The following is a 23337-nucleotide window of genomic DNA, read 5'->3' on the forward strand; positions in this document are numbered from 1 at the left end:
GATTATTTATGTGTAATCTTTCCGTCAAGAGACACATTCAAGTGAGAACCATCTCTTGTTGCCCAACCAAGTTGCGCTCTACCTTTGGGTGACAGCTGGACATCCCATTCAAAAGCCTGTCCTGCAGTACGTGATGGACCTTTTACCCATTCGTTACCAAACTTATCGAGATAACCGTTATTCGGCCCTCTCGGTAATGGATTGCTTGAAGAGTAATTGCTATCCGGAACAAACCGTATTTTCCCTCGAGTCGGAAGCTCTACGTATTTTATCCGCCCCTTGGTAGACCAGGGCTGCGCGCCTCCCGCTGTACCTCCGGGATTAAAGGGCGGTTCATCAACGTAACTGAGATTTTTATCTGCCTTCGCTGTTGGTGATTTGCTGACGTTCGCGGGCTGTCTTATCTGAATGCCCTTCATGCCCGCCAGTGCCACAGCAATCGCCTGTGCCTGCATGGCTGAATCATATTGTTCAGCCACTTTGTCCCAGCTTTGCCCCGACTGCTTCGCTATCGCAGTTATAGCCTGATCACGGCTGATACTGCCTGCATCCAGTCCCTTCAGCACGTTTTCCAGGTTCGCCGCATCCTGCGGGTACAGGTCTTTGTAAATCAGCGAGTAGGTGACGTTATCGCCGTACTTATCCAGTGCCGACTGGGCCTGGCTGACCAGTGCACCACAGGCTGCACCGCCTTTATTGCCCTGTGTACACACATCATGAATGGCCTGGTCACGGGCTTTATTCGTCTGGTTGATACCGGACAGCTCCTGACGCTGGTCCGGTGTAATGGTGCCAGCTTTCTCCCTGCGCTCCAGCACGGCTTTTCTTTCGGCTTCGTCAACGTGCAGGAAGTTATTCTCCACCGCATTCTTACCCGCCAGCGCGCCCGTCGCCGCACCCGCCGTGCTCCCGCTGCTCACACCCGCAGCGATTCCCGATGCCAGCGTCGCCAGCGCGCTCAGGTTCGCCTTCTGCTCCGGGCTCAGTTTATCACTGTCTGCCGTGCCGTAAAGCGCCAGTGCGATGGCCGGCGTCGCCAGTTCCCCCGTTACCGCACCGGTGGCGCCTGCGGCTGCACTGCCCCCGCTCAGCTCAGCGACCACGCCGCCCAGCAGCGCGTGCGCCATCAGGTTATTCAGTTTCTGTGTGTCTGTCAGTTCGCCGTAGGGCGCATTACCGGTGGTCAGTTCCTTGACCTTCGCGGCCAGATAAGGCGCAGCGCCCTGCGCCAGGGCAGCCCTGATGTCGCCGCCCGCCAGCGCCTGCAGGGCATTAACCACCGCATTCACGCCGGTGCGCACGCTTCCGCCCATGTCCGCGCCCTGACGGACAATCGCCTGGTCGTAGGCCAGCTGCCAGGCCTTGCTGACCACCGCCTGCCTGCTGTTGTCTACGTTCGGATCCTTTTCATGCGCCTTATCCAGCATTGCGCTGGCCTGCGCTTCCAGCGCAGTACGCGTATCCGTATCCGCCAGGCTGGCCGTGGCGGCGCGCGTGGCCCGGGCGGCTTCATGCGTGTTGTAAACGTCAAGCGCCTGGGTGGCAACGTCGTTGACCAGTTGCGCCTGCTGCAGGCGGCGCTGCTCTTTCTCTTTGTCGAAAATCGGGCTGATGCTGCCGTCGTTGGCATGCTCCGTGTCGCGGCTCAGGCCGGACAAATCCTGCTGCTGCGCATCCCGGTTGCGGATAATGATATTGCCGTCGCTGACCGCCGCTTTTGTGCTGCCCTCAGCGTGCCCACTACCTCCGGCAGCACTGATTGGAAGTGCACTGACGTTGCTTAACAGATTGGAACCAATGGGGCCACCACTGTTGAAACCTGCGCTCTGATGCTCAGATTTATAGTCGGCCTGATTCTGAATATCGCGCCAGCCCAGGGTGCCGGTATCCAGAACATTGCGGTCTTTGTCCGCCGTGCTGGCAATGACAGCCCCGTCGAGCTGCGTGTGGTTCCCCACGGTGATCTGATAGCCACCTTTACCGGCAAACAATCCCGTCTGCTCTTTAACCGAGTCGAAATTGCTGTGGATTTTATCTTTGGATACGTTGACGTTTGCTGAACCGGTCATCGAACCAAACGTAAAGCTGCCACCCGCGCTGGCGCTCTGCTGTTTTGAGTCATAGCGGTCACTATCCTGCTCACTGGCGAGCGTCAGGTTCCGTCCAACATCCGCCTTGATGGTTTCTCCGTTAACCTGAGCCCCTTTCAAAGTGGTGTCACGGCCACTCTTCAAATTGATCCCGCCGCCTGCATCCAGCGTAGTTTCGTTATGCGTCAGCGAGTTGCCGTTTTCACGGCCCTTACTGCTGTTGACGCTGGCAGAGACGGTAATGCCATAGCCGCCTGATCCGACACCGATACCAATGCCAACCGATCCGCCTTTACTGCTGTTTTTATTGTCGGTCTGTTGTGTATTTTGCGATGACAGCAGATTGATATCGCGGGCAGCGTCCAGCGTCATCTCCCCGCCCGCTTTCATCTGGGTACCGGCGAGCGTAATATCACCGCTCTGTTCGCCTTTGTTTTTACCGGTCGCCGTGATAGCGATATTTCTGCCTGCATTGAGTGTGCTTCCCTGCGCCTGACTGCTCTGGCTGTGAGACTCGCTTTTCGATGACTGGCTACCGTATGAGAGCGTGATACCAACGGTATTTTTCGCGCCCTGAGCCGCATTATCAGCCTTGGGATCGATCCCCGCCGCCGCATTTTTGGCGTTTGCCGCCTCGGTAAGAGCGCTGTCGTTCTCATAAGCCGCTGCTGCCTGCGCGCCGCTCAGCGCGGCTTTAGTTCCCTGCAGCGCACGGAGTCGTCCATCACCCTCTTTTCTTGCCTGCTGTGCCACGCTGACAGCCGTGTTCAGGGCGCTACCCACCGTACCCGACAGCGCCAGCGTAAAGCCACTCTGTTTAGACTCAAATGTTTCCGTGCGGTTATTGCGGTCGAAACCCGAGTCAATATCTACACTGTCGCCGCTCAGGTTAAGATCTTTACCGGCTATCAGATCCGCGCCGCCAATATGCAGTTTATTCCCTGCGGTGATGTTAACGTTCCCCTGGCTGCTGCCGATGGTGCTGAAGCTCTGGCTCTGAACGATCTCGTCTTCATTAACTTCATGACGCGTCGACTGTTTGCCGACCGTAAAGCCAATCCCCCCGCTGCCCATCAGGCCGCTCTTTTTCTTTTCTTCCAAGAGATAGTGATAACCGGTTTCGGTGGCGGCAGAAATATCGACATTGTTTCCCGCCTGCAAATCCACATTCTGATCGGCGGCGATGGCTGATCCACTTACAGTGAGATCGTTTCCGGCATCAATCGTGACACTGTTGCCGCTTATCAGCGTGCCTTTTTCACGCGTCACACGATCGTCCTGCACTGTATGACTGCTTTTCTTACTCAGGAAACCTTTCTTCTGAGAACTTTCATCCAGATAACGTGATTCACGCTCCGTTGCACTATTGAGCGTGATGTCGTGTTTAGCCTGAAGGGCGATTGCCCCCTCCTCGCTATGCAGGGTACTGCCAGTCACTGTGATGTCACCCGTGCGGGCTATCGTTGTAATGCCATGCTGTGCACTGAGCGTACTGCCGATCACGTCTTCTTTTGAAGTCTCTTCTATACGCGTATGGTTTTTGTTACTCGACTGCTCATTATCGTAGGCATGTGTTGAGCTTCGGACCTCTTTGATGGTGACATTTTCCGCACCAATCCCAATGGCCCCTGCTTTACTGTCAATCTGCGCACCTTCGGCAAGCAGATCCTTGCCAGCAATGATCGTCACACCTTTATCGCCACCCAATGTACTGAGGTAAAGCTGATCTTCTTCACGGCTGTTGCTGACAGAAGAAGTCCGGCTATTCGCTTCGACATGCGTGCTGTTGGTGGTTTTATCCGCTAATAAACGGATATTTCCGCCAGCCTGAAGCGCTGTTTGTCCGCCCGCCTGTGCCTGACTGCCCTGCAGCGTGATGTCTTTACCGGCTTTCATGACCAGATTGCCGCCCGCTTTCAGCTCACTGCCCTGGGCAAGCTGCCATTCACCGCTGACCTGCGCCATGCGCTGGCCAGCCTCTTCCATCCCGGCACTGCTTCGGTTTCCCATGGCCCCCGAGATCACCTCAACATTCGCTTTATAGCTCTGTTTTGCAGCGCTGATCTCCAGATTGTCACGGGCGCTAAGCGCCAGGTTATCCGTTGCGCTTAGCTTCGCGCCCTGCAGACGAATGTCATTGCCGCTGAGGCTGATATCGCCCGCACTCATGCTCGCCTGCCGTAAAGCATCCTGCAGATTAGTGCTCATGCTCAGGCTGTCAGCATGTACGTTGATGCTGTCTGCTTTGATATCACCACTCTGATGAGAAAACGCTGAGGCATCAATGCTCAGGGCCTTATCCGCCAGCAGATTACCGGCGTTGGTTACGCTGTTAGCAGAGAGCTGCAGATCGCCCCCCGCGATGAGTGCGCCGTCGCCAGTCAGGCGCAGCGTGGACTGGGCCAGATAGACTTTCGGCACCCAAACAGTCTGCGGGCCGTTCTCGGTATTAACCGTTTCGCTCACCAGCCAGACAATATCCTGCTGTAATGAGGCGATCTGTTCCGGTGTTAACGCCACGCCGGGCACCAGACGGAAATCCTGCGCCACTTTCACACCGTTATTCATCAGCGCCTGGTACTGGGCCATTGCATCTTCACCGTGCACCGACTGACGGCCGGTCAGGCTCAGCACCTGATCCCGTACCAGCTTCTGCTCATAAAACCCGTCACCCAGACGCTTATGCACCGCCGCCGGATCATAACCCACGCGAGAAAGCAGATAATCACTGCTGATAAACTGGGTCCGGCTGGTAAAGCGCGCGTCGGTGACCACCAGGTAAGGGCTACCGCTTGCCGTAAACTGGCGGAACAGGCCGTTATTGGGAATGTTTGTTGCCACACTTGCCAGGTGCTGTCTGGCCGTGAAGGCCAGCTCCGCCGGAAGCAGCGGACGTCCTGGCAAAGAAGGCTGCTCTGCGGCGATCTGCCCCCCAGGTTGCAGTTGGGTATCGGCATCTTGTCCGCTTGCGCCATTCACGCTAAATGCCAGGGGGTTACGCTCCCATTCTGCGCGCTCCGCGTCCACGGCCTTTAGCGCCGCTTCAACGCTGCTGATTTGCGCCTGATTGACAGTTGTATTCGAGATACTGGTCCCGATGATGCTCACTCTGCCATTGCCAGAGATAATGCCATCAATGGTTTGTAGCGCCGTGGTGCCATCATAGTGTGACGTGGGATACCAGTGGCTCTCATCTCTGTCATAGTGGTCAACGAGGGTTTCAATGCGATGTTCGTTAACCGAGTAACCTCGGTTATCCACGCTACCGCCACCGTCAATGCCCAGATTGCCGTTCGCTGTGATAACACTCGCATCGTTGAGCAACTGACTGCCGACATGCAGAGCCATATTGCCCCCGGCCAACATACGCGCGCCTGTGCCTTCGGATATAAGGCGATCACGCGTTAAAGAGCCGGTTACCGTGCGCTCGCGTAAATTATTGTAGTCATTGACATTAGGCGCAGTGAAGATATCAATATGTTTATTGGGATCCCACGTTAATACCTGCGTCCTGTCATGCTCCCAATGGAAACCGTTTTGATAGGGAGTGGGGATGACCGCAAGCTGATTCTCTCCGCGCGTTTCGTAAAATGTCATGGCGTAGCTACCGTCGCCGTTCGGTCTGAGCGCCAGGTAATTGACCCACAGGTCGATCAGTTGACCGGTGTTGTCTTTGACCCGCACCTGCGCGCGCTTACCGGCCTCATCAATAGCCATTAGGGTGCCATAACGATTGTTTTGCGCCTCAGCACCATTGCCAAAAGTCAGCTGTTGGGTGGTCGGTGCCAGCGTATTTTTATCGTTGTTGACCCACATTCCATAGGATCGCCAGTAATAGTTATAACGATGCCATTTGTACGATTCAGACTCTGCATCAGGGGCAATATTTAACCCGATGCGCTGATTGATTAAACGCTGTGCGTTTACCGTGAGATCACCGCTGGCCTCAATGGCACTTGCCCGGTTTTCAATCAGGTCGTTACTGCCCAGTTGCATATTGCCACTACTGAACAGCAACGCCCCGTCACGGTTCGTCAGCCGCTCGTTGCCGCGCAGGTTAAGCGACTGGGTCGCCGCGATAACCCCACCCGCGCCGTAGTTATCAATAATGCGGGCGTTAACGGTGATGTTGTCGCCCATCACCGCCGTGGGGTTGTCCAGCGTGTCAACGTTAAGCGTCATCGTGTCAGCTTCAACACGGCCACGGTTGGTGAATTGCCCTGTTGTAATCTGCATGATTTTACTAACCAGCGTGCCCGGGTTAGTAAAATGCGCACTGGTAAGGTTCAGGTTCCCAGGCAACAGCCAGTCATTCAGGTTGGTAAACATGCCCGCGACCGACATCGTGAGCGTGCCATTACTGGTTAGAATATCACTGGCCCGCTGGACATAATCCTGCTGTACGCCCAACGTAAAGTCCTGCTGGCTTTGCAGTTTTCCGCCCTGGTTGTCCAGCGTACGCGCATTAACCGCCATCGTTGCGCCACTCTGCACAACGCCGTTCTGGTTTAGTAGAGCTAATGAAGGCGCGGAGAAAGCGAGCCGGGCAAAACGTGCATTACTGCCATTGTTAATATTGAGTGGCCCATTTGCGACGATGCTGCCCTGGCGGTTATCCAGCAGTGACAGCCCTGCCAGCGTCATCGCCCCCGCACTTTGCAGTCGACCTGTGCTGTTATTCAACTCGTTGGCCGAGATGCCCGTGCGCGTGGTGCCCAGAATCAGGCCGCCATCGTGGTTATCCAGTGTGCTGCCCTGTACGTCCAGCGCTCCCTGGCTGCTGATTGTTCCCCGGCTGGCATTGGTGATTTGCGCCGCCGTGATAATCATATCCTGGGTCGAAACTAACTGGCCGCCCTGGTTACTGACCACGTTACCGTTCAGCGTCAGGCCGCGGCCGCTATGAATTTTGCCCTGTTGGTTATTCAGCGTATCAATACGATAAATGCCGGTTCCCTGGCTTATCAGAGTGCCCGCCGCGTTATCAAGTTGCGCCGCGGTGACGCCAAGATCGTCAAGGCTACTGATCGTGCCTTGCTGATTATTGATATGACTGGCGCTGACCTGCTGGACGCCATTGCTGCGTAACGCGCCGCCCTGGTTGCTGAGCTCGCCTGTCAGATTGAGCGTTAACTGCTGCTGGCTGGCGATCGAACCCGCATCGTTTTGCAATGAGCGGGCTGCAAGCGTCAGGTTTTCTCCGCTCTGCACTTTGCCCTGTTGATTACTCAGCGTGTCATCGAGAAGAAGATGAAGCTGTTTCTGACTGTAAAGCAGGCCATTCTGGGTATTGTCCAGCATCTGTGCCGCAAGGTTTAACGCTTCGCCCGCCAGCCACTGACCACCAGCATTGTTAATGGCACCCGTGCTCGCCCCGTTATCATCGCCGCGTGCATCCAGCTGCGTTTGGGCGCTGATTTTACCCGCGCGATTGTCGATTCCCTGCGTCACTCTCATCGTCAACGCAGCAGCAGCCTGCAGCAGCCCCTGTTGGTTATTCAGCGCAGCCGCGTTAAGCCATGCCGACTGCTCGCTTTGCACGCTGCCCAGCGTATTAGCGAAATGACCTGTGGTGGCGCGCCATTCTCCCTGGCTTCCCATCCAACCTTGCTCGTTTGCAATATTCCCCGCCGTCAGTTTCTGAGATAGCTGGCTGAAAATACGCCCATTACTGTTGTCCAGTTGGCCACTGAACTGCATCTCAAGGCCGCCAAGGGAATTGATTTTGCCGCCAGCATTGGTGAGACTGCCTGCGCGCAGGACCGTTTGACCACCGCCCGTGATTTGACCGTCCTGATTATTGACGTCAGCGGCCAGATCAAACGAGAGAGCATCCTGTCCCAGCACAATGCCCTGCGCGCGGTTGGTCAGTCGCCCACCCGTGACTGACAGGTTGTTTCCACTCTGCAACGAACCGCCATCATTATTAAATAAGCTGGTTGTGGCACCTTGCCACGTCAGGTCTTTTTGCGCAGTCAGTTTGCCACCCTGGTTGATAACATCCCCGGCACTGTCTAACCGCAGCGCGCCACCAGACTGAAGCCTGCCGTTTGTGTTATCAAAATCGTGCGTGGCGGCAATAACAGCCTTGCCGCCTTGTGCCGTGCCCTGCTGATTTTTCCAGTTGCCTTGGGTACTGGCATCAAGTGTCTCACCCGCTTCAAGCAAACCGAGAGTGTTATCCAGAGCCTGCTGTGCCCGCACGTGCAGGCCGTTATCCGCAATGATTTTTCCTTGCGTGTTATCGAGTTGACCGGCGGTGAGATCGAGATCGGCCGCGCTGATGCCGCCGTTCAGATTATTCAGCATACCTTCGGTAGAAAGGTTGAGCATCTGGCCGGCTGCCAACAGTCCCTGCGCGTTATCGAGCCCGTTTTTCGCATCAAGGATCACCGACCGACCGCCAATGACTTTCCCTTTATCATTTGACAGGTTCTGTACACCTAACGTCAGCGCGCTGCCGCTGATTTCACCCGCAGCGTTATTCACTTCACCACTCGCTTTAAGCACGAGCAGATCGCCAGACAGCAACTTGCCTTGGGTGTTGTTGAGATGTCCCGCAGACAGCTTTAACTGGGTTTCGCTCTGTACCGTGCCGCCCTGGTTGTTCCAGCTCCCCTCGGTATGAACGTCTGCATTCTGTCCGGCGGCGATAAGGCCCTGGTCATTGTCGAGACTCTGCTGTGCGTCAAGCGCCAGGCCCTGCTGACTCAGGATCTGACCTTGCGCATTATCAAGCTGTTGAGCGGTGATTTTTACTGCCTCACCATTAAGCACACCGGCATGGTTAACCAGCGTCTCCGCCTGCAGCGTGACGTTATTGCCCGCCAGGAGCCTGCCTTCGCTGTTATCGAGCGCGTGTTTAGCATCGACCTGCAGAGAGAGCATACTTTTAACCGAACCACCCAGATTGGTGAGGCTTCCGGTGCTCAACGCCATATTCCCGTTACTGCCCAGTTCACCCGCACGGTTGTCGATCAGCCCTGTCACATGCCACTGCTGATCGCTTCCGTCGAGTGCAACCAGTCTGCCGTTCTGGTTAGTCAGCGCGCCCACATTCAGGTTAAGGCGCTGTGCCTCTATCGTACCGCCGGTATTATCAAGCTGGTTTTGCAGCGTAAAACGATTATCTCCGGTGCCCGTCTGCGACCAGACCGCCTGCTGATTAAACAGGTTGTCTGCATTAACGTCCCAGTTACCAGCCTTAATCTCTGCCTGTCGCGCATCCACGTCGCCCGTGCTGCTGATGTGCAAGTTCTGGCTGTCGACCCTGGTTTTATTTAACCCAACCCCTTCTTTCTGGGCGGTGACTGTTGTCTGTTTCGCAGCCAGCTGTCCTTCACTAAGATCAACGCGTTTACCAGACAGGGTGACATTCTTTTTGCTCAACAGGCTACCTGTTGAGCGAACAGTTTCCTGGCTGCTCAGCGAGAGGTCGGCTTCGCGGTTGAGCATGCTGTTTACATCACTGCCCGCCAGCAGATGACCGCTGTTTTCAATCCCGCTAGCGGCAGTTAGCTGAACATCGCCAGCGGCCGCCATCGTCCCGGACTGCTTAATCTCTCCAGTGCGGCTCTGTACGTTGAGTGTGCCACCGCTGTGAAGTTTGCCCGCATGTTCGATATTGTCTTTGGCGATCAGGGTGACGGACTCACCCGCCTGTGTCACAGCCTCTTGCTTGCCCGATTGCCACACCAGACGGCCTTCGCTACTGACGGTAAGGGTTTTTCCGGCCTGTAACTGCCCGCCTTGATTACGCACACCAACGCCGGCTTCGGTGCCGATCATACGAATCTGGCCGCTGTACATTCCCCCCATATCGCCCATGTCTATCGCTAACTCAGGCTTAGCGCCATCCTGGCCGGAGGAAGGCGTCACGGTGTTGCCATCCGCGCTGACAGTGTTTTTTCCCGCGACGACGTTGATCTTCTCTTTCGCCCAGACGCCCGCATTAACTTCCACGGCGCGCGCAAGCACATCAACGTATTCGGTGTCATGCCGCGAGTCGCCATTTAGGCCCCCGCCTTCAATGCGCACGACACCGCGCTCAACCTGATAACCTGCAATACTGCCGTCGGCATTGAGCTGCGGTTTACCGGTGGTAAGCGTCATCCTGCCTGCGTTGATGGTTCCGCAGCCATTACAAACAATACCTGAAGGGTTGGCGACGATAACCTGCGCACGGCCACCAGCTACTTCCATATAGCCCCGAAGCTGGCTGGGATTGTTACTGTTAACTTCGTTCAGAATGACCCGGGCGGCCGCACCATTGGGATTGATATTGGGATTGCCCTGAATCATGCCCGCCATTTGCGTAGAGGTCATGACCGCAGAGTTATTAAGAATGGCGCCTTTTTGGTCAACGTCGAACTGGCTGTACTGGTTATGGGAAACGCCCGCCTGATTTGGCGCGGTGATGTTAACCTGTGGCAGGCCATTTTGCGTATTGATCACCTCAGGGCGCAGACCTGCTGCGGCATTGCCATCTGCAACGATACCGTCAGCAAGTGCCTGACCGTTAAACAGCATCAGACTTATGAGCCATCCTGAACGACGCAGTGTTACCCAGACGCGCGCGGCTCCCGTCCCACGCGTCTGGCCCGGTTCATTACTGCAGCTACGGGCCAGTTCAGAAACAACGCGAAGTTCACCGTGCGTACGGCTGAAGATCAGGCGGTAACAATGTTTGTTCATATAATTTGGCTTCTCAAATCCATGAGGTCTGAATCGTGGTCATAATGGGGCAAGGCATCATAGTTCGACGTTAATGCTGAATCCTGCTGTCGCACCTGAGGTATGAAAACTGTCGGGTTTCATCAGCGGAATGCCAGCAAACAGGTCGTAACTTACGCGCCTTATCAGTGTGCCTCTGATGCCCGCTGCGGCGCCCACCAGTTGATGTCCAACCAAATAACGCGTGCCTGGCCCATCAACGCGACCGTAATCCGCTGCAAGATAAAATTCATGGCCACTGGCAAAAACGTTCCAACCCAACTCATTTCGCCAGATAAGGCCTTTTTCCCCAGACAGCATCTGCTCGCCGTCAAAACCGCGAACCGAATAACGCCCGGCAATTGCCAGCCTTTCCTGAGGCGTGAGCGCACTACTGCTCCACTGCCCACGCAGCGTGGTGTAATAGCGTAACGGCTGATTTAGCAGCGAGAAGGGTTGGTTAAGGCCAATGTCCCCAAATAACATGCCCGCACGTGCGCTACCGCTTTGAGTCGCCTCTTCTGGTGCCGGTGTTGCCCCCCAGGCACCGGTGCCGTGCCGCCAGTTGATACTGCCATCCAGCGTGGCGCTGCCCAGATAAGTGTGCTGGCTTAATCCCAGCTCCCAACCGGCTGTTCGCCGCCGCTGTTGATCAATATCAATATCATTAACGGCGTTTGAGGAACGACGGCGATAAGTGCGTACATTGAGCGTGGTTTTATTGGACTGGTCGCGGTACAGCAGTCTTGATATCGTCAATACGACGCTTTCACTTTTACCGTCATAGCTCAGGATTTCGTTCGCGTTAGGGATATTCTGGTGATAGGTGTAATCGTTATAGTTTGCCGAGAACGCCCAGTAGCCAACGGGGAAAAAGTAATTCACCGCCTGGGAATGGTTACCAAAGGGTCCCTGCTCGAACATATTTTTTCCAAAGCTGGCATAAAACAGATCGTTCTGGGCCAGAGGGGAATCGATGGCCAGGGTAGCCGTTCCCAAATAGCGGCCGGTGCTTTCAGAACCGCTGTCATCAAGCCCGATGTTCAGCCGGACGGGACGCGATTCCTGCCAGTTCACCACGAGATCACTGGTGGATTCTTGTTCGCCGGGGACAATTTTGATATCCGCTGCCGCACTGGGAACGCGCTTGAAATTCTCGAGTCCCTGCTCGACATCACGCAGATTGAGGATGTCACCGCGAGAAGCGGGCACGGCATTCCATAACCGACCGCGCCATGATACGTCCTTGTTGAAGCGAACGTTTGCCACTCTGCCCGGCTGGATCGTGAGCGTCAGTGTGCCTTTGGTCAGATCCTGCTCCTGAGCCATGACGCGCGTGGTGACATAGCCTTTAGCCAGGATCGCATTTTGGACTTTTTTGATTACCAGCATAATGCCCTGCCCGCCCAGGCAGCGCCCTCTGGCGTCAGCTACGGCATTCAGGGCCCATTGAAATTGTTGTGATGCATCCCCCTGTAGCGCAATAGTGCTAATGACAAAGCAGGGTTTTTCATCAGAGGGGTAATCCGGCAGGGCAGCGTCAGGACGCTCAAGACGAATATCCGCACGCGGCGCATTTTGCTCACGCAGAATACGCGCACGTTCCAGCTGGCGCTGTTGCTCATTTGCGTCGATACCCGTAGCCGTATTTAAGACTTCGCCATCTGCCGCTGAAACAGGCAAAGGTAAGAGTGCTCCTGTCAAAAACAACAGGGCGGGTACACCGCCCATAAAACCACAGGCAATGAGAAAAGTCCTTTTAACGTTAACTTTCATTCTGTAAATCGTAATGATATGTAACAAAGGCGCGCATTATTCATGCCGTAAAATTAAAAAACAAGCCCTGAGTTAAGAGTTATTGATGAGTGAGTCCCGCCAGAATGGGTTTTCAGGGCGATTTGCAGGAACATCAGAATGAGCGATTGCCTATATCAAAAAAGAATAAATTATCTCTTATTTACAGTGAGTTATCTTGATTTTTCACATAATTTCCAGTCCACAAAAGATCCAGAAAATTGAGTTTATGTATGAGGTAGCTTACCGATTCAGACGCGTGCCTTATTTTTTTCTAGTGTAAAACAGACGTAAATCCTGCCTTAAATCTGTTTTAACGAAGATTAAAAATGTCAGCGATCTGTTCAGATCCCAGCCGTAATAACCGAGGCGCCCATTACGCAAAGATTTGAAAGGAAATATTCTTTTTACCCTGCATGGCAAAATAAATCTATTCACCTCAGGTGATCGTGCTGCAGTATAAAAGTTTATCGAAAAAAACAGATTGCCCTGTTTAGCTTTAGCCTGGCACCGTTTAAAAGAGTCTGTATTTAACTGACAATACAAGATAACACGAAGCGTTTCTTTAATTTTAACTCTGTTAATAAATAAGGGTAATTAGCGAGAAGCAAATCAACATGACGATTGTCCCTTAATCATCACCTGCGGATAATTTATAACTGTCACCGTGATAACTCACCCAAGTCGCACTAAAATATTTTCTGCCTCCTAAAACTTATTTACCCAGCCTTGCCTCCGTGCGATAAGCGCATTCACGTGACCGTTTAAAAGGGCAACCACGTGATGAGACCAATGTTAGTGCGGACACGGAGATCCCTTACGGGCACGCGATTTCACTGTACCTGTTTCCTGATACAGCTACTGCGCGAATGCGAGGAACACAGGGTGAAAAAGGCAGACATCATTTTTACGCCTTCTTCTACATTCAGAATGTGACAGCCATTTTAGGAATGGCACAGCAATATTTTCCATGGCTTTATTAACAGTATGTACTTATTTATCCACCAGCCCTATGATTTGGCTGTGTCACCTGGACACGGTGGAGGTCGATATGAGAAATTTCGGTTTCGTCGTTCTTGGTTTGGTGGGTTTCTCTGCATTCAGCGTTGCTTTTTGCACACTTTGCTTAACCACCGCCGGTGTGTTGCATTAATCGTACCTGAATGCCCTCGACATGGCCCTTGGTGGCCATTTTATTTTTTAAATGTTTAACGTTAAAGCCATCACCTCGCCTTCTTCGCTTGCTAAAGTTGTCATAATAAAACGCCCCTTTGCAGGACACTTAGCGACAGCATGTTGGCGACAAAATTAAATGCTGTCTTTTTTAGAGTCAAATGCGGCTGATTATGCTTGTGGCCTTTGCCGCGCGTGTTCCTTCTGCTAACGTTGTTATGAAAACGACAATTTCAGACAAGGCAAGCTATGAATCAGTATGACAACCTCTGGAATGCTATCGAGACGCGCGTTAAGCAGAATAATGATGCCACGACGCTGGATATGGGCAATTCCGAAAATGTTTTTGTGAATCAAATCAGGCAACGGACAGCACAGATTTTCATTCTTGAAATCATTCTGGACAAGCATCGCAAACAATTTGGTACGCGCTATTTTCCCTTGTCGGGAGATGAAGCGCTTTATCATCTGATCTTTACGCGTACAAACTGGTTACCCGCGCAAATCAGAACGCTTTCGCTTTCCGATGCCCTGTTTGTTATTGCTGAGCTGTTTCGTGACGGTAATCTTCAGGAAGGCGTAAAAAACTTTCTAGGCACCCAGGGGCTGCGCAATGTCTCCTATTCTGTAGATGAGTTCTCTGACAGAGACTGGGCACCAAAAGAAAATGAAGTTCATCTGTCGCTTCCCTGAGTGCAGATTTTACTGAAATAGCCGATGTAACCAATCGTCACTCGCCTGCAAAATGACCTCAGGCGAGTTAAGCATGAAAAATACTGGCTTATCTGTTCAGTCGATAAAGTTGGTAATTCTCTTCGTTATCCGCAGGCCGCTCCCCTTGCCAGACCAACGTCCCGTCGACAAACTCCTCAGGATGCCTTTTATCATGTTGCAGGAGTAGCCAGTTACAGCGGTAGGCGCCTCTGTGCTTCCCTTCTCGCAGCGTTACCAGCCCATCGTAATATTCCAGTAAAGCCCGTTGTGGTTCACCAAGATGCCGGCTCGCGACACATTCATCCCTTGGCAACCATGCCCGCAGCGGGAGAAAAACATCAGAATAACGCTTGGTGTAATCCAGATACGGCATGCCCAGCGTCATGGCCAACACCCAGCACAGCGTGATGCAACTGGTAAAAATTGATAAGGGACTTTCCCGGCAGGTGCGATTCAAAAACACCAGCCCGCTCAGCAATAAAGTAGCCAGTAATGCTGCTGCAAACATCACTGATGAAATCTGGGGCGTAAATCCGGGCGCACCCTGTGCCACCCATTTATTCCACAGTGGCGCAGGCCAGCCGGTCATCAGGATGATGCCCGCTCCCCACATCACCGTTGGAAGCAGGCAGAATAAGCCGAGTGCCCATGGCCGCAACTTTATCGTCCAGAGGGTTTTCTGCTGACAGGTACCTGCTGCCAGTATGGCCAACGGCAGAAGCAGCGGCATGGCGTAAAGCTCCCGCGCGTCAGATGCACTCGACAGAGTGACAAAACCGGCTAAAAAAAACGTTACCAGCACCATTGCGGATGCGCTGATGCCGGTTTTCCAACTGCGCCAGAGCCACCACGCAGCCATCGGCAATGCAGGAAAGGCATACCAGGGAAGCAGTTTAAAGTAAAAGAAGTGTTTTGCTTTAGGCCCGAGCTTAGCGGTACCGTCAAAACGGCCAAAATTATTGACCAGTAGCCAGGTTGAAAACAGCTTTTCAGAACGCATCCAAAGCGCATACAGCCACGGCACTACCAGCGGGCAAAAGACCAGAAACGCGATAGCACAAAACACGATATAGCGTCTGCTACGAAACGCTGTATTCATCAAGGGTAACGTCAGCGCTGTCAGTCCCAATATGCCCGGGCCGAGAAGCCCTTTAGAGAGAAACATCACCGCTGCGCCAATGCCCAGTATCGCGCCACCCAGCACATGGCGGCGAATCCCCAAAATGAAACCATAAATGCCAATAGCGCCGCCTGCCAGCAACGCGGTATCGGTAATCATTTGGTGTGCCCGGACAGGAAAGCCCAAACAGGCAAACAGGATAAGCACCGCCCAACGACCAGCCCCTTTGCCATAGAGCTCACGGGAAGTCATTGCGATAGCGTAACAGGCAAGACTAATAAACAGGCCCGTTGTCAGACGTGCCGCATCGGGCTCACCCAGGGCCGGGCTGAACAGCCTGAGGAAGAAAGAGGCCACAACAAAGTAGAGCGGCGGCTTTTCCATAAAAGGTTCGCCGGCCAGGGTTGGCACAACCCAGTCCCCACTCTGGGCAATGTGGCGAATCAACCCAAAGGTATAGGCTTCGTCAGGCTTCCACGGTTCATGGCCCACCAGCCCCGGCAGCAGCCAGCAGGCGAAAATAACCAGGCACAATAAGAGTGGGATTTGCTGTGACGCGGGTAAAAAAAGTCGATGACGGTAAGCGTACGTGTCACTTATGTGCATTGAAGTTCGCGGTAAAAATGACTCCGGACCCGCCGCCCGCGGAACAGGAAAGACTCTTTGGTAGTTACGGGTATTCACGATTAACGCGCCTGCCTTGCCTGCTTTTTAAACTCTGAATTCGGCTATGTCTGTTGCGGTCTTTAAGGCACGGTTTTTCATAGCATTATGCCGTTTCAGCTTGCTCTCACCGTTATTCCTTTATTGACTTTCCCTACCCTGAATGCCGCATCACTTCCTATGCGTTTTAAGATGTAACAGATAGGTTAGACATGAGTATTCAGAAGGTGTGCCTTTAAACATCTGACAGCAAATAAGATAAGGAATGGGGAATAAACAGCGCATCAACGTATTCTGTATAGCGATAACGTCTCATTTGTAGAGAGTAGAAATGAATTTAGGGTCAGGCTGACGTTAATGCGCAGGGGGCCAAACACAACGGACCAATCTGGTTGCATACGCAACACGCACAGGCATTTGAGAGATAAAATGACCAGGTTAAGCCTTCAATTTCGCGCTGACAGGCATTTATGTCCGAAACAACTTAAAAAAACCTGTCAGGGTTCAGCACAGTATCTCCGTTTGTCGCCACATCCGGCCTTGAACCGGCCAGAGTCTCTCCCCTTCAGGTTCCTGTGCTCATGCCATCTCTACCACTTAATGGACCTGACTGATTGTTTTTTTCCTCAGAGATTTGTTGCCTTGTGGCTCAGGATGGATAAGATCGGCTGACTTAAAACGGTGGTGATAATGATAAAGCTCTTCTCAAAATACTTCTCGGTTGGGATCCTCAACACATTGATTCACTGGGGCATATTCTCGATCCTTTATGCAACAGGCTCCTCACAAACCCTCGCGAATTTTGGGGCTTTTTGTGTTGCTGTAACGTTTTCATTCTTTGTAAATGCAAAGTGGACATTTAATGCAGAAGCATCAACGATTCGTTACATGATATATGTCCTGTTTATGGGATCCGTCGCCTTACTGGTGGGTTGGATTTCGGATAAAAGCATGCTTCAGCCGCTTTACACGCTGATCATCTTCTCTTTAATCAGCCTCATTTGTGGCTTTTTATATTCAAAGTACATCGTTTTCAGAGATGCCAGATGAAAATATCGCTGATTGTTCCTGTTCTTAATGAAGAAGACGCTATTCCCGTGTTTTATAAAACGGTGCGTGAATTTGAGGCGTTGAAACAGCACACAATTGAAATCGTTTTTATAAATGACGGCAGTAAAGATGCAACAGAATCTATTATCGATGCGCTTTCGGTTTCAGATCCTCTGGTCGTGCCGCTGTCCCTTACCCGCAACTTTGGTAAAGAACCTGCTCTTTTCGCGGGATTAGAGCATGCTACGGGTGATGCTGTTATCCCTATTGATGTTGATTTACAAGATCCCATTAACGTCATTCCTTTACTGATTGAAAAATGGCAGGCAGGTGCGGATATTGTTCTGGCTAAGCGCATCGACAGGTCTACTGATGGGCACCTGAAAAGGAAGACGGCGGAATGGTTTTACACCTTACATAATAAAATCAGTAACCCGAAAATTGAAGAAAATGTAGGTGACTTTCGCCTGATGTCACGGGACGTGGTTGAGAATATTAAGAAGATGCCAGAGCGGAACCTCTTCATGAAAGGGATTCTTTCATGGGTTGGCGGCCAGACGGAGGTAATTGAGTATGCCAGAGCCGAGCGTGTCGCTGGCGATTCAAAGTTTAATAGCTGGAAGCTGTGGAACCTGGCTCTTGAAGGCATAACCAGTTTCTCAACCTTTCCGCTACGTATGTGGACGTATATTGGCCTGCTCGTGGCGAGCTTCGCGTTTTTGTATGGCGCATGGATGATCGTGGATAAAATCTGGTTTGGCAACAGTGTTCCCGGTTACCCTTCGCTTTTAGTATCAATACTCTTTCTTGGTGGCGTTCAGCTCATTGGTATCGGTGTATTGGGCGAGTATATCGGAAGAATATACATAGAGAGTAAGAACCGACCACGTTACATCATTAAAAAGTGAGATGGAATTTCAAATGATTTGTAAAAATGATAAAAAAATGCTCGCCCTGTATGCAGGTTTGGCGTTGCTATTCATCTATCCTTTGATTCAGGCGGGCGTATTTTATCGGGACGATTTAGACAGAGCGATTACAGGCCAATATGGCTGGCGTGGACTAGGTCGGCCGATGGCCGATATCCTAATGAAAATATTATCCGCGAGCGGCCACTATAATCTTGATCTGTTCCCTTACACCATGATCGCATCATGTCTCTTCATCGGTGCCGCATCACTGATGTTGAATAAGCACCTTGTCAAAATGGATGTCCCCAATGAAAAGCTGGTCGCAGCCCTTCTGATCTTCAACCCCTTTTTTTTGCAGAACATAGCTTATCGATACGATTCCCTGGGCATGTCCATCGCTTTTTTTCTTGCTGTGGCCGCTTATACCTACAGCAGCAGCAGCAGTCAGATACGAGAATATTCAGTTAAAGTGATTGCAGGCGTATTATCACTTACGCTGTATCAGCCTTGTGCCAATATTTTCATCGCCTTGCTTGCCATTGACATTGTCATTCTGGCTGTCAAAAGCGAATTAACTGTGGCTGGGATGTTTAAAACCATAGTCAATAAAGCATCATTATTTATTGGTTTTTTCCTGGTTTACATGCTTTTTTTTGCATCTAAAAAGAACTCCCGCGCAGAGCTTATTCACCCAAACCAAGAGGGGTTCGCGCATCTTTTGAACACAGTCGTTGCGCTAAAAGAATTAATCCTCTCCTACTTTTACGGTCCGGTTTATATTTACTTTCTTATTCCTGTCGTAATCGCATTTTTGCTGATGTTATATAAATTTCGGCAGCAAAAGAGCAAAAGCCTTGCTGTAATACTTTACTGCACAGTCGCATTTTTCATCTTCCTTGTGTCGCTTATGGGGCCCACCATTTTACTCGTGGATGCGCCTGTTGCCCCCCGCGCCATTGTTTCTTTTTCTACTTTGTTGGTCATGATTGCGGTTCCTGTTGTCTTTTTTTCGCCGCGTCTCAGATATATATCGCTCATCCCTGTCATTACCGCCATCGCATTTAGCGCTCAATTGAGCAGCGCGCTTAAGTCACAGCGGGAATATGAAGACCTTATCTTCAACATGGTTACTCGGGATCTTATCAATATAAAGAACATCCACTCAATAGTTACTGTGGGTCAAATCAACATTGATGAACGAGCAAAGCTTTTAATGGAAAATAAACCGCTGATAGGACATTTCCTTAGCCCTGCCTCTCAGTTTTTGGCCTCTTTCCAGCTAATCAATAAAGGGTTTACCCAAACCACGCATGGTTATGGCAATGAAGACGACAATCATCAACTGCTGCAAAAAATGCTGCAAAAGGGCATAAACCCTGTCATTGCCAATTCGGCGTACTCTCTCTACGTTGAGGACGGAACTGCCATTGTGAAGCTGGGGGGCGGTGCTCAGTAATGTTGGGTGGTTAATCCCTTCCCCATAGCCGATTAGGGCTGTGGGGAAGAACCGAGCGATGCTGTATCTGATATCCTGCAGGCGGCGCCGATCGTCATATCCGCCTTCGTGAATTCATCTTCACAGGTCAGGCACTTAATCCGATGGTCAATTCATGCCACTACATCTCTGGAAGGCAGCATTTGAGATCGCGTACCTGCGTCAACGTTACCAGCCAAAGCCCTCAGCTCAGGCCTCACGACGCGTATTGATGAACGATTCGCCGGAAAGACACCTGTTCATCAGGACGCGCTCAGGTTGTTGATAAGATATGGCTAATATCGGGATGTATGAGTCAGCAGGGAGCAGGTCAAACTGGCAGCAATGTCTCTGACGAAATTTTTTGCCTTAAGATTGTTTTTACGTGCACCTGTTAACCCCACGGCATTTACAGTAAAAGATGTGGTTGACTCCAGACGGCAAGTCAGTGCTTTTTTTTTCTGCGGCAGCATTCTCTCGGGCAACACTTGTCAATGCCTGTGATAACGCGAAAGGCATCTGTTTGCTCAGTGACCTAAGCTTAGATTTAAGGTCTTTTAAAGCGGCCATAAACCCTCAGTTTTACTGCTTTGACAATCCACAAAAAAGCTATTTAGGCTGTCTGAATGAGTTCATTTCCACGATTCATCTGTGTGACACCATTATTCATGGCGTTGATAAGGTTGATTTTAAGCATGAAAAAATGTAGAAGATTAGCGTCCTATATAATCTGTCAGAAAATATAGGACGCTTAGTTCTAATAAAATCCTAATGACAAATTAATTCTGCCACTTTTCAATTATTACATTAACTGTGCCTGAGTTATCTGCTCGCTGCCAATCTTGAAGATACAAATCAAAACCACCACCTTGTGGAAATGCATGGATGAGCGATGAAGCCTGAAGCCCATCATTATTCAAACCATAAAAACTTACAGCAGCGGTTTTATCTGTAGTTGTCGTACGATCATAGGTCATTAATGCAGCGGATTTAGAATTCGTATTTCCTGACTGGCCAGTAGCATAATCTACCCCAGCTGAATTCGGGTCAATACGGAAGCGATAAACACCTGAAGCCACATTAGTTTCATTGTAAACACTACCACCGGGGATTGTATTATTAAACCCATCCAATGAAACAGTTTTATAAGGCTGCCAGTCAGCCATAGCTGAAAAAGATGCGATCACAGAAACTGCTACGATAGAGGCTTTTACTAATTTAAACATGATTTAATTTCCTTTGGTGAGTTAACTAGCCTCTTATATATATCGACATTAAACTCAGTTGTTAAGCTGACAAATTTTACTGGTCAACTACACAACAAAACACCATTTTGGACTCGGAAATCCTAAAAGTGGCATGTACGTATCATCACTTCTTTGCTCTGCCCTAAAACCGTGCGCCTTTTTTGGCGAAAGCTGATGCCGCCCAAAAAAAGCCAACGTCAGCTTCGGCAAGGTGCGCATGGTCTGGATTGTGCAGCCGCCCTTCTGGGCTAACTATCTGATCCTGAACTCAATTGTCTGTTTTCATTTGCCGGAGTGAGAGATATATAGCTTGAATTCCTCCATTAGCTCAATGGGTGGCATTGGTCGGCCATTCACTGCAATCTCTGGCAAATGTTACTTAAGTAGAATTACGACAATAAAAAACCGCCCGGAGGCGGCTTGACTGCTGTCATTTTTTTTCAAGCGATTCCGCTATTCGACGCAGATATTCGTTGTTTTTGAACGATACCATGATGGTCTCAAAGAAAACCCTCGCAAATACAGCCATCAATAGAAGTATTAATCCCGCTCCATTGACGCCTCTTGTGAAGAAAGTAATCACAGCAGCAATCGAGAGTAACGCAACTGTAACAAGGTAAAGAGCAGTGATAATTTTTGGCGTAATTAACTTATCGAATCCAAACATTAAATAATCTTCCTGATTAAAAGAGGAATAATCCTAATGTGTGTGGCATTATATTTCAACCTATCATCATCTGGCGCAGTCGTAAATGCGCCTTGTATAGTCTGCATTTACCTCTACCCTTTCGTTGCGCTCTGGTCTAATGTCGATGATAACTTCCGCAATGTCTGGTTTTGTGAGGTTTTCACTGCCAATCTTACGGGCGGTGTTATCGCTATACCCAGCCCAAATAGCAGCTTGCGTAGCGTTCAAATCGATGAGGTACTCGCGACAGAACGTTTCTTGTTTATCGGTGAGTGCCACTTTAATTCCAAGGATTGAATATGTCTGATGTAATTAAGCGCACGTCTAAAAACGCCGGTGATGCGGGTGAGTACTATGTTGCTTATATGCTATCAAGACTGGGCATTAGTGCGGCACTAACTACCAGTGGATCAAGTGCAGTTGATATTATTGCCACTATTGATGGCTCTAAAAGCATCAGCATTCAGGTTAAAGGCTCATGGGCCAGAAGCGCTCCACGTCAATGGACAGTCGGAAATCATAGGCCAATCGTATCGCCGGATTTTTTTTACGTTTTATGCAATATGTCTGAAGATATAGGAAACAATGCCGCTCCAGAGATATTTGTCGTCCCGAGCGCATCCATAAACGATACTTCGACCTGGCACCACAAAGTTCCTTTATTCAAAATAGCTAAGGGCGAGGACGAAAGGTTTAAGGACTGATGGGATTTTATCTTGAATGCTCTTGAGGCATGAGTCGCCAGCTTTCGGCTCCGTTTGGAAATATTTCAATATACATACCACCACCATCCGAAAGTTTGTATGACTTTTCTTTTGGCTTCGCAGAGTCGATTTGGCGGGCTGTTAGCTTCATTTGGGGGCATCATTTCCATTGAACCTGTCGATGCCCCCTGTCGTGCCCCCATATTGGATAAGAACGCAATAGGTGACCTTGGCCCGAAATGGACCAGCTAAAAGATTTATATTCTGATTTTTAAGGAAAAAGTAGACTTTAAGTAATGCAAATAGAAGAGAAGGTGGCGCGCCCTACAGGATTCGAACCTGTGACCTACGGCTTAGAAGGCCGGTGCTCTATCCAGCTGAGCTAAGGGCGCGGAGAGGTTGGGTCGAATTATACGGTTGAACGCTGTTACGTCAACGTTTTTGCCGCTGAGGGGCGGCGAGTGCCCAGGTAATAACCAATTTGCGCTAATGACGGTCGCGCCAGGCGCTGAGGGAGACCAGATTGCTTGCTTCTGTCGTTTCCCCTTCCAGCTCAACGCCCTGCTGCGTTACGCGCGCGTTGTATTGCTCGCGAAGCGCATTCAGCTCCTGGCTGTCGGGCTCTAACTGGCGCAAAAAGCCCAGTGCCAGCAACAGTTGCTGTCGGGTAAGCGTGGCAGAGAAACCGGCTCGGGTTAGCACGCTGTGCCAGCGCCAGGTATTTTCATCGCTGCCATCCACAATCAGCACCTGCCAAATCAGCAAAACCGCCGCGCCGTTGTTTAAGTGTGCTTCGTTATCACCCGCGATGTAATCAGTAAATTCTTTCGCCGCCTCTTTACCCATCTGCGACAGCATTGATTCAATATGGACCGGCGGCAGTTGCAGACGCTTGCTGAGTGCCTGTGCGGCATGGCGTGAACCGGCGGTCAGCAACTGAAATCCTACAACAAATACAACAGCCAGAGTGGCAAGCATTAACCAAATCATCACGTCA

11 protein-coding genes, 1 tRNA gene and 2 pseudogenes are annotated in these 23337 nt (G+C 51.1%); 5 read left to right on the plus strand and 9 right to left on the minus strand.

Annotated elements, in window-relative coordinates:
* Nucleotides 1-2: 2 nt before the first annotated feature.
* The gene (locus NXS97_RS07720) at nucleotides 3-10784 is read right to left on the minus strand and encodes a hemagglutinin repeat-containing protein (protein WP_116219530.1); all 10782 of its coding nucleotides are present in this window, start codon (nucleotides 10782-10784) and stop codon (nucleotides 3-5) included.
* A 57-nt stretch (nucleotides 10785-10841) separates the two neighbouring features.
* Nucleotides 10842-12533, minus strand: coding sequence for a ShlB/FhaC/HecB family hemolysin secretion/activation protein (locus tag NXS97_RS07725; protein ID WP_105088464.1), 1692 nt, complete (start codon nucleotides 12531-12533; stop codon nucleotides 10842-10844).
* 1485 nt (nucleotides 12534-14018) lie between these two features.
* On the opposite strand from NXS97_RS07725, the gene NXS97_RS07730 reads away from it, so the two are divergent.
* Nucleotides 14019-14462, plus strand: coding sequence for a hypothetical protein (locus NXS97_RS07730; RefSeq protein WP_013024960.1), 444 nt, complete (start codon nucleotides 14019-14021; stop codon nucleotides 14460-14462).
* An 88-nt stretch (nucleotides 14463-14550) separates the two neighbouring features.
* On the opposite strand, the gene NXS97_RS07735 is transcribed toward NXS97_RS07730, so the two are convergent.
* Nucleotides 14551-16137, minus strand: coding sequence for a glycosyltransferase family 39 protein (locus tag NXS97_RS07735; RefSeq protein WP_259231905.1), 1587 nt, complete (start codon nucleotides 16135-16137; stop codon nucleotides 14551-14553).
* 819 nt (nucleotides 16138-16956) lie between these two features.
* Here NXS97_RS07735 and NXS97_RS07740 point away from each other — a divergent pair.
* Genes NXS97_RS07740 through NXS97_RS07750 form a run of 3 tightly spaced genes read left to right on the plus strand, consistent with a single transcriptional unit; the run spans nucleotide 16957 to nucleotide 19683 of the window.
* Complete coding sequence (locus NXS97_RS07740; RefSeq protein WP_104933247.1) at nucleotides 16957-17316, plus strand: GtrA family protein; 360 nt, start codon at nucleotides 16957-16959, stop codon at nucleotides 17314-17316.
* Nucleotides 17313-18224 (plus strand): glycosyltransferase family 2 protein, encoded by a 912-nt coding sequence (locus NXS97_RS07745; protein ID WP_072137856.1) that lies wholly within the window; start codon nucleotides 17313-17315, stop codon nucleotides 18222-18224. The genes NXS97_RS07740 and NXS97_RS07745 overlap by 4 nt, the downstream gene beginning before the upstream one ends.
* A 13-nt stretch (nucleotides 18225-18237) precedes the next feature.
* The gene (locus NXS97_RS07750; RefSeq protein WP_259231908.1) at nucleotides 18238-19683 is read left to right on the plus strand and encodes a glucosyltransferase domain-containing protein; all 1446 of its coding nucleotides are present in this window, start codon (nucleotides 18238-18240) and stop codon (nucleotides 19681-19683) included.
* Between the two features lie 797 nt (nucleotides 19684-20480).
* Here NXS97_RS07750 and NXS97_RS07755 read toward each other — a convergent pair.
* From NXS97_RS07755 to NXS97_RS07770, 3 genes and pseudogenes are all read right to left on the minus strand, one after another.
* Complete coding sequence (locus tag NXS97_RS07755; RefSeq protein WP_013024955.1) at nucleotides 20481-20927, minus strand: hypothetical protein; 447 nt, start codon at nucleotides 20925-20927, stop codon at nucleotides 20481-20483.
* Between the two features lie 451 nt (nucleotides 20928-21378).
* A complete protein-coding gene (locus tag NXS97_RS07765) occupies nucleotides 21379-21615 on the minus strand; it encodes a DUF4282 domain-containing protein (protein WP_013024954.1) in 237 nt (78 codons plus the stop codon).
* An 87-nt stretch (nucleotides 21616-21702) separates the two neighbouring features.
* Nucleotides 21703-21915 (minus strand): annotated as a pseudogene (locus NXS97_RS07770) (terminase small subunit); the annotation flags it as partial.
* A 20-nt stretch (nucleotides 21916-21935) separates the two neighbouring features.
* Between NXS97_RS07770 and NXS97_RS07775 the strand changes: the two are divergent.
* Complete coding sequence (locus NXS97_RS07775) at nucleotides 21936-22340, plus strand: hypothetical protein (protein WP_116219527.1); 405 nt, start codon at nucleotides 21936-21938, stop codon at nucleotides 22338-22340.
* A 31-nt stretch (nucleotides 22341-22371) separates the two neighbouring features.
* On the opposite strand, the pseudogene NXS97_RS07780 reads toward NXS97_RS07775, so the two are convergent.
* The 3 genes and pseudogenes from NXS97_RS07780 to NXS97_RS07790 all read right to left on the minus strand — a co-directional run.
* Nucleotides 22372-22491: pseudogene (locus tag NXS97_RS07780) on the minus strand (Arm DNA-binding domain-containing protein); the annotation flags it as partial.
* 164 nt (nucleotides 22492-22655) lie between these two features.
* Nucleotides 22656-22732, minus strand: a tRNA-Arg gene (locus NXS97_RS07785).
* A gap of 94 nt (nucleotides 22733-22826) precedes the next feature.
* Nucleotides 22827-23330 carry a DUF1198 family protein gene (locus tag NXS97_RS07790; protein ID WP_014593114.1) on the minus strand — a complete coding sequence of 168 codons (504 nt, stop codon included), beginning with the start codon at nucleotides 23328-23330 and terminating at the stop codon, nucleotides 22827-22829.
* Nucleotides 23331-23337 lie beyond the last annotated feature (7 nt).

It is taken from the genome of Pantoea sp. B623 (assembly GCF_024814475.1).
Taxonomy (GTDB): domain Bacteria; phylum Pseudomonadota; class Gammaproteobacteria; order Enterobacterales; family Enterobacteriaceae; genus Pantoea; species Pantoea ananatis.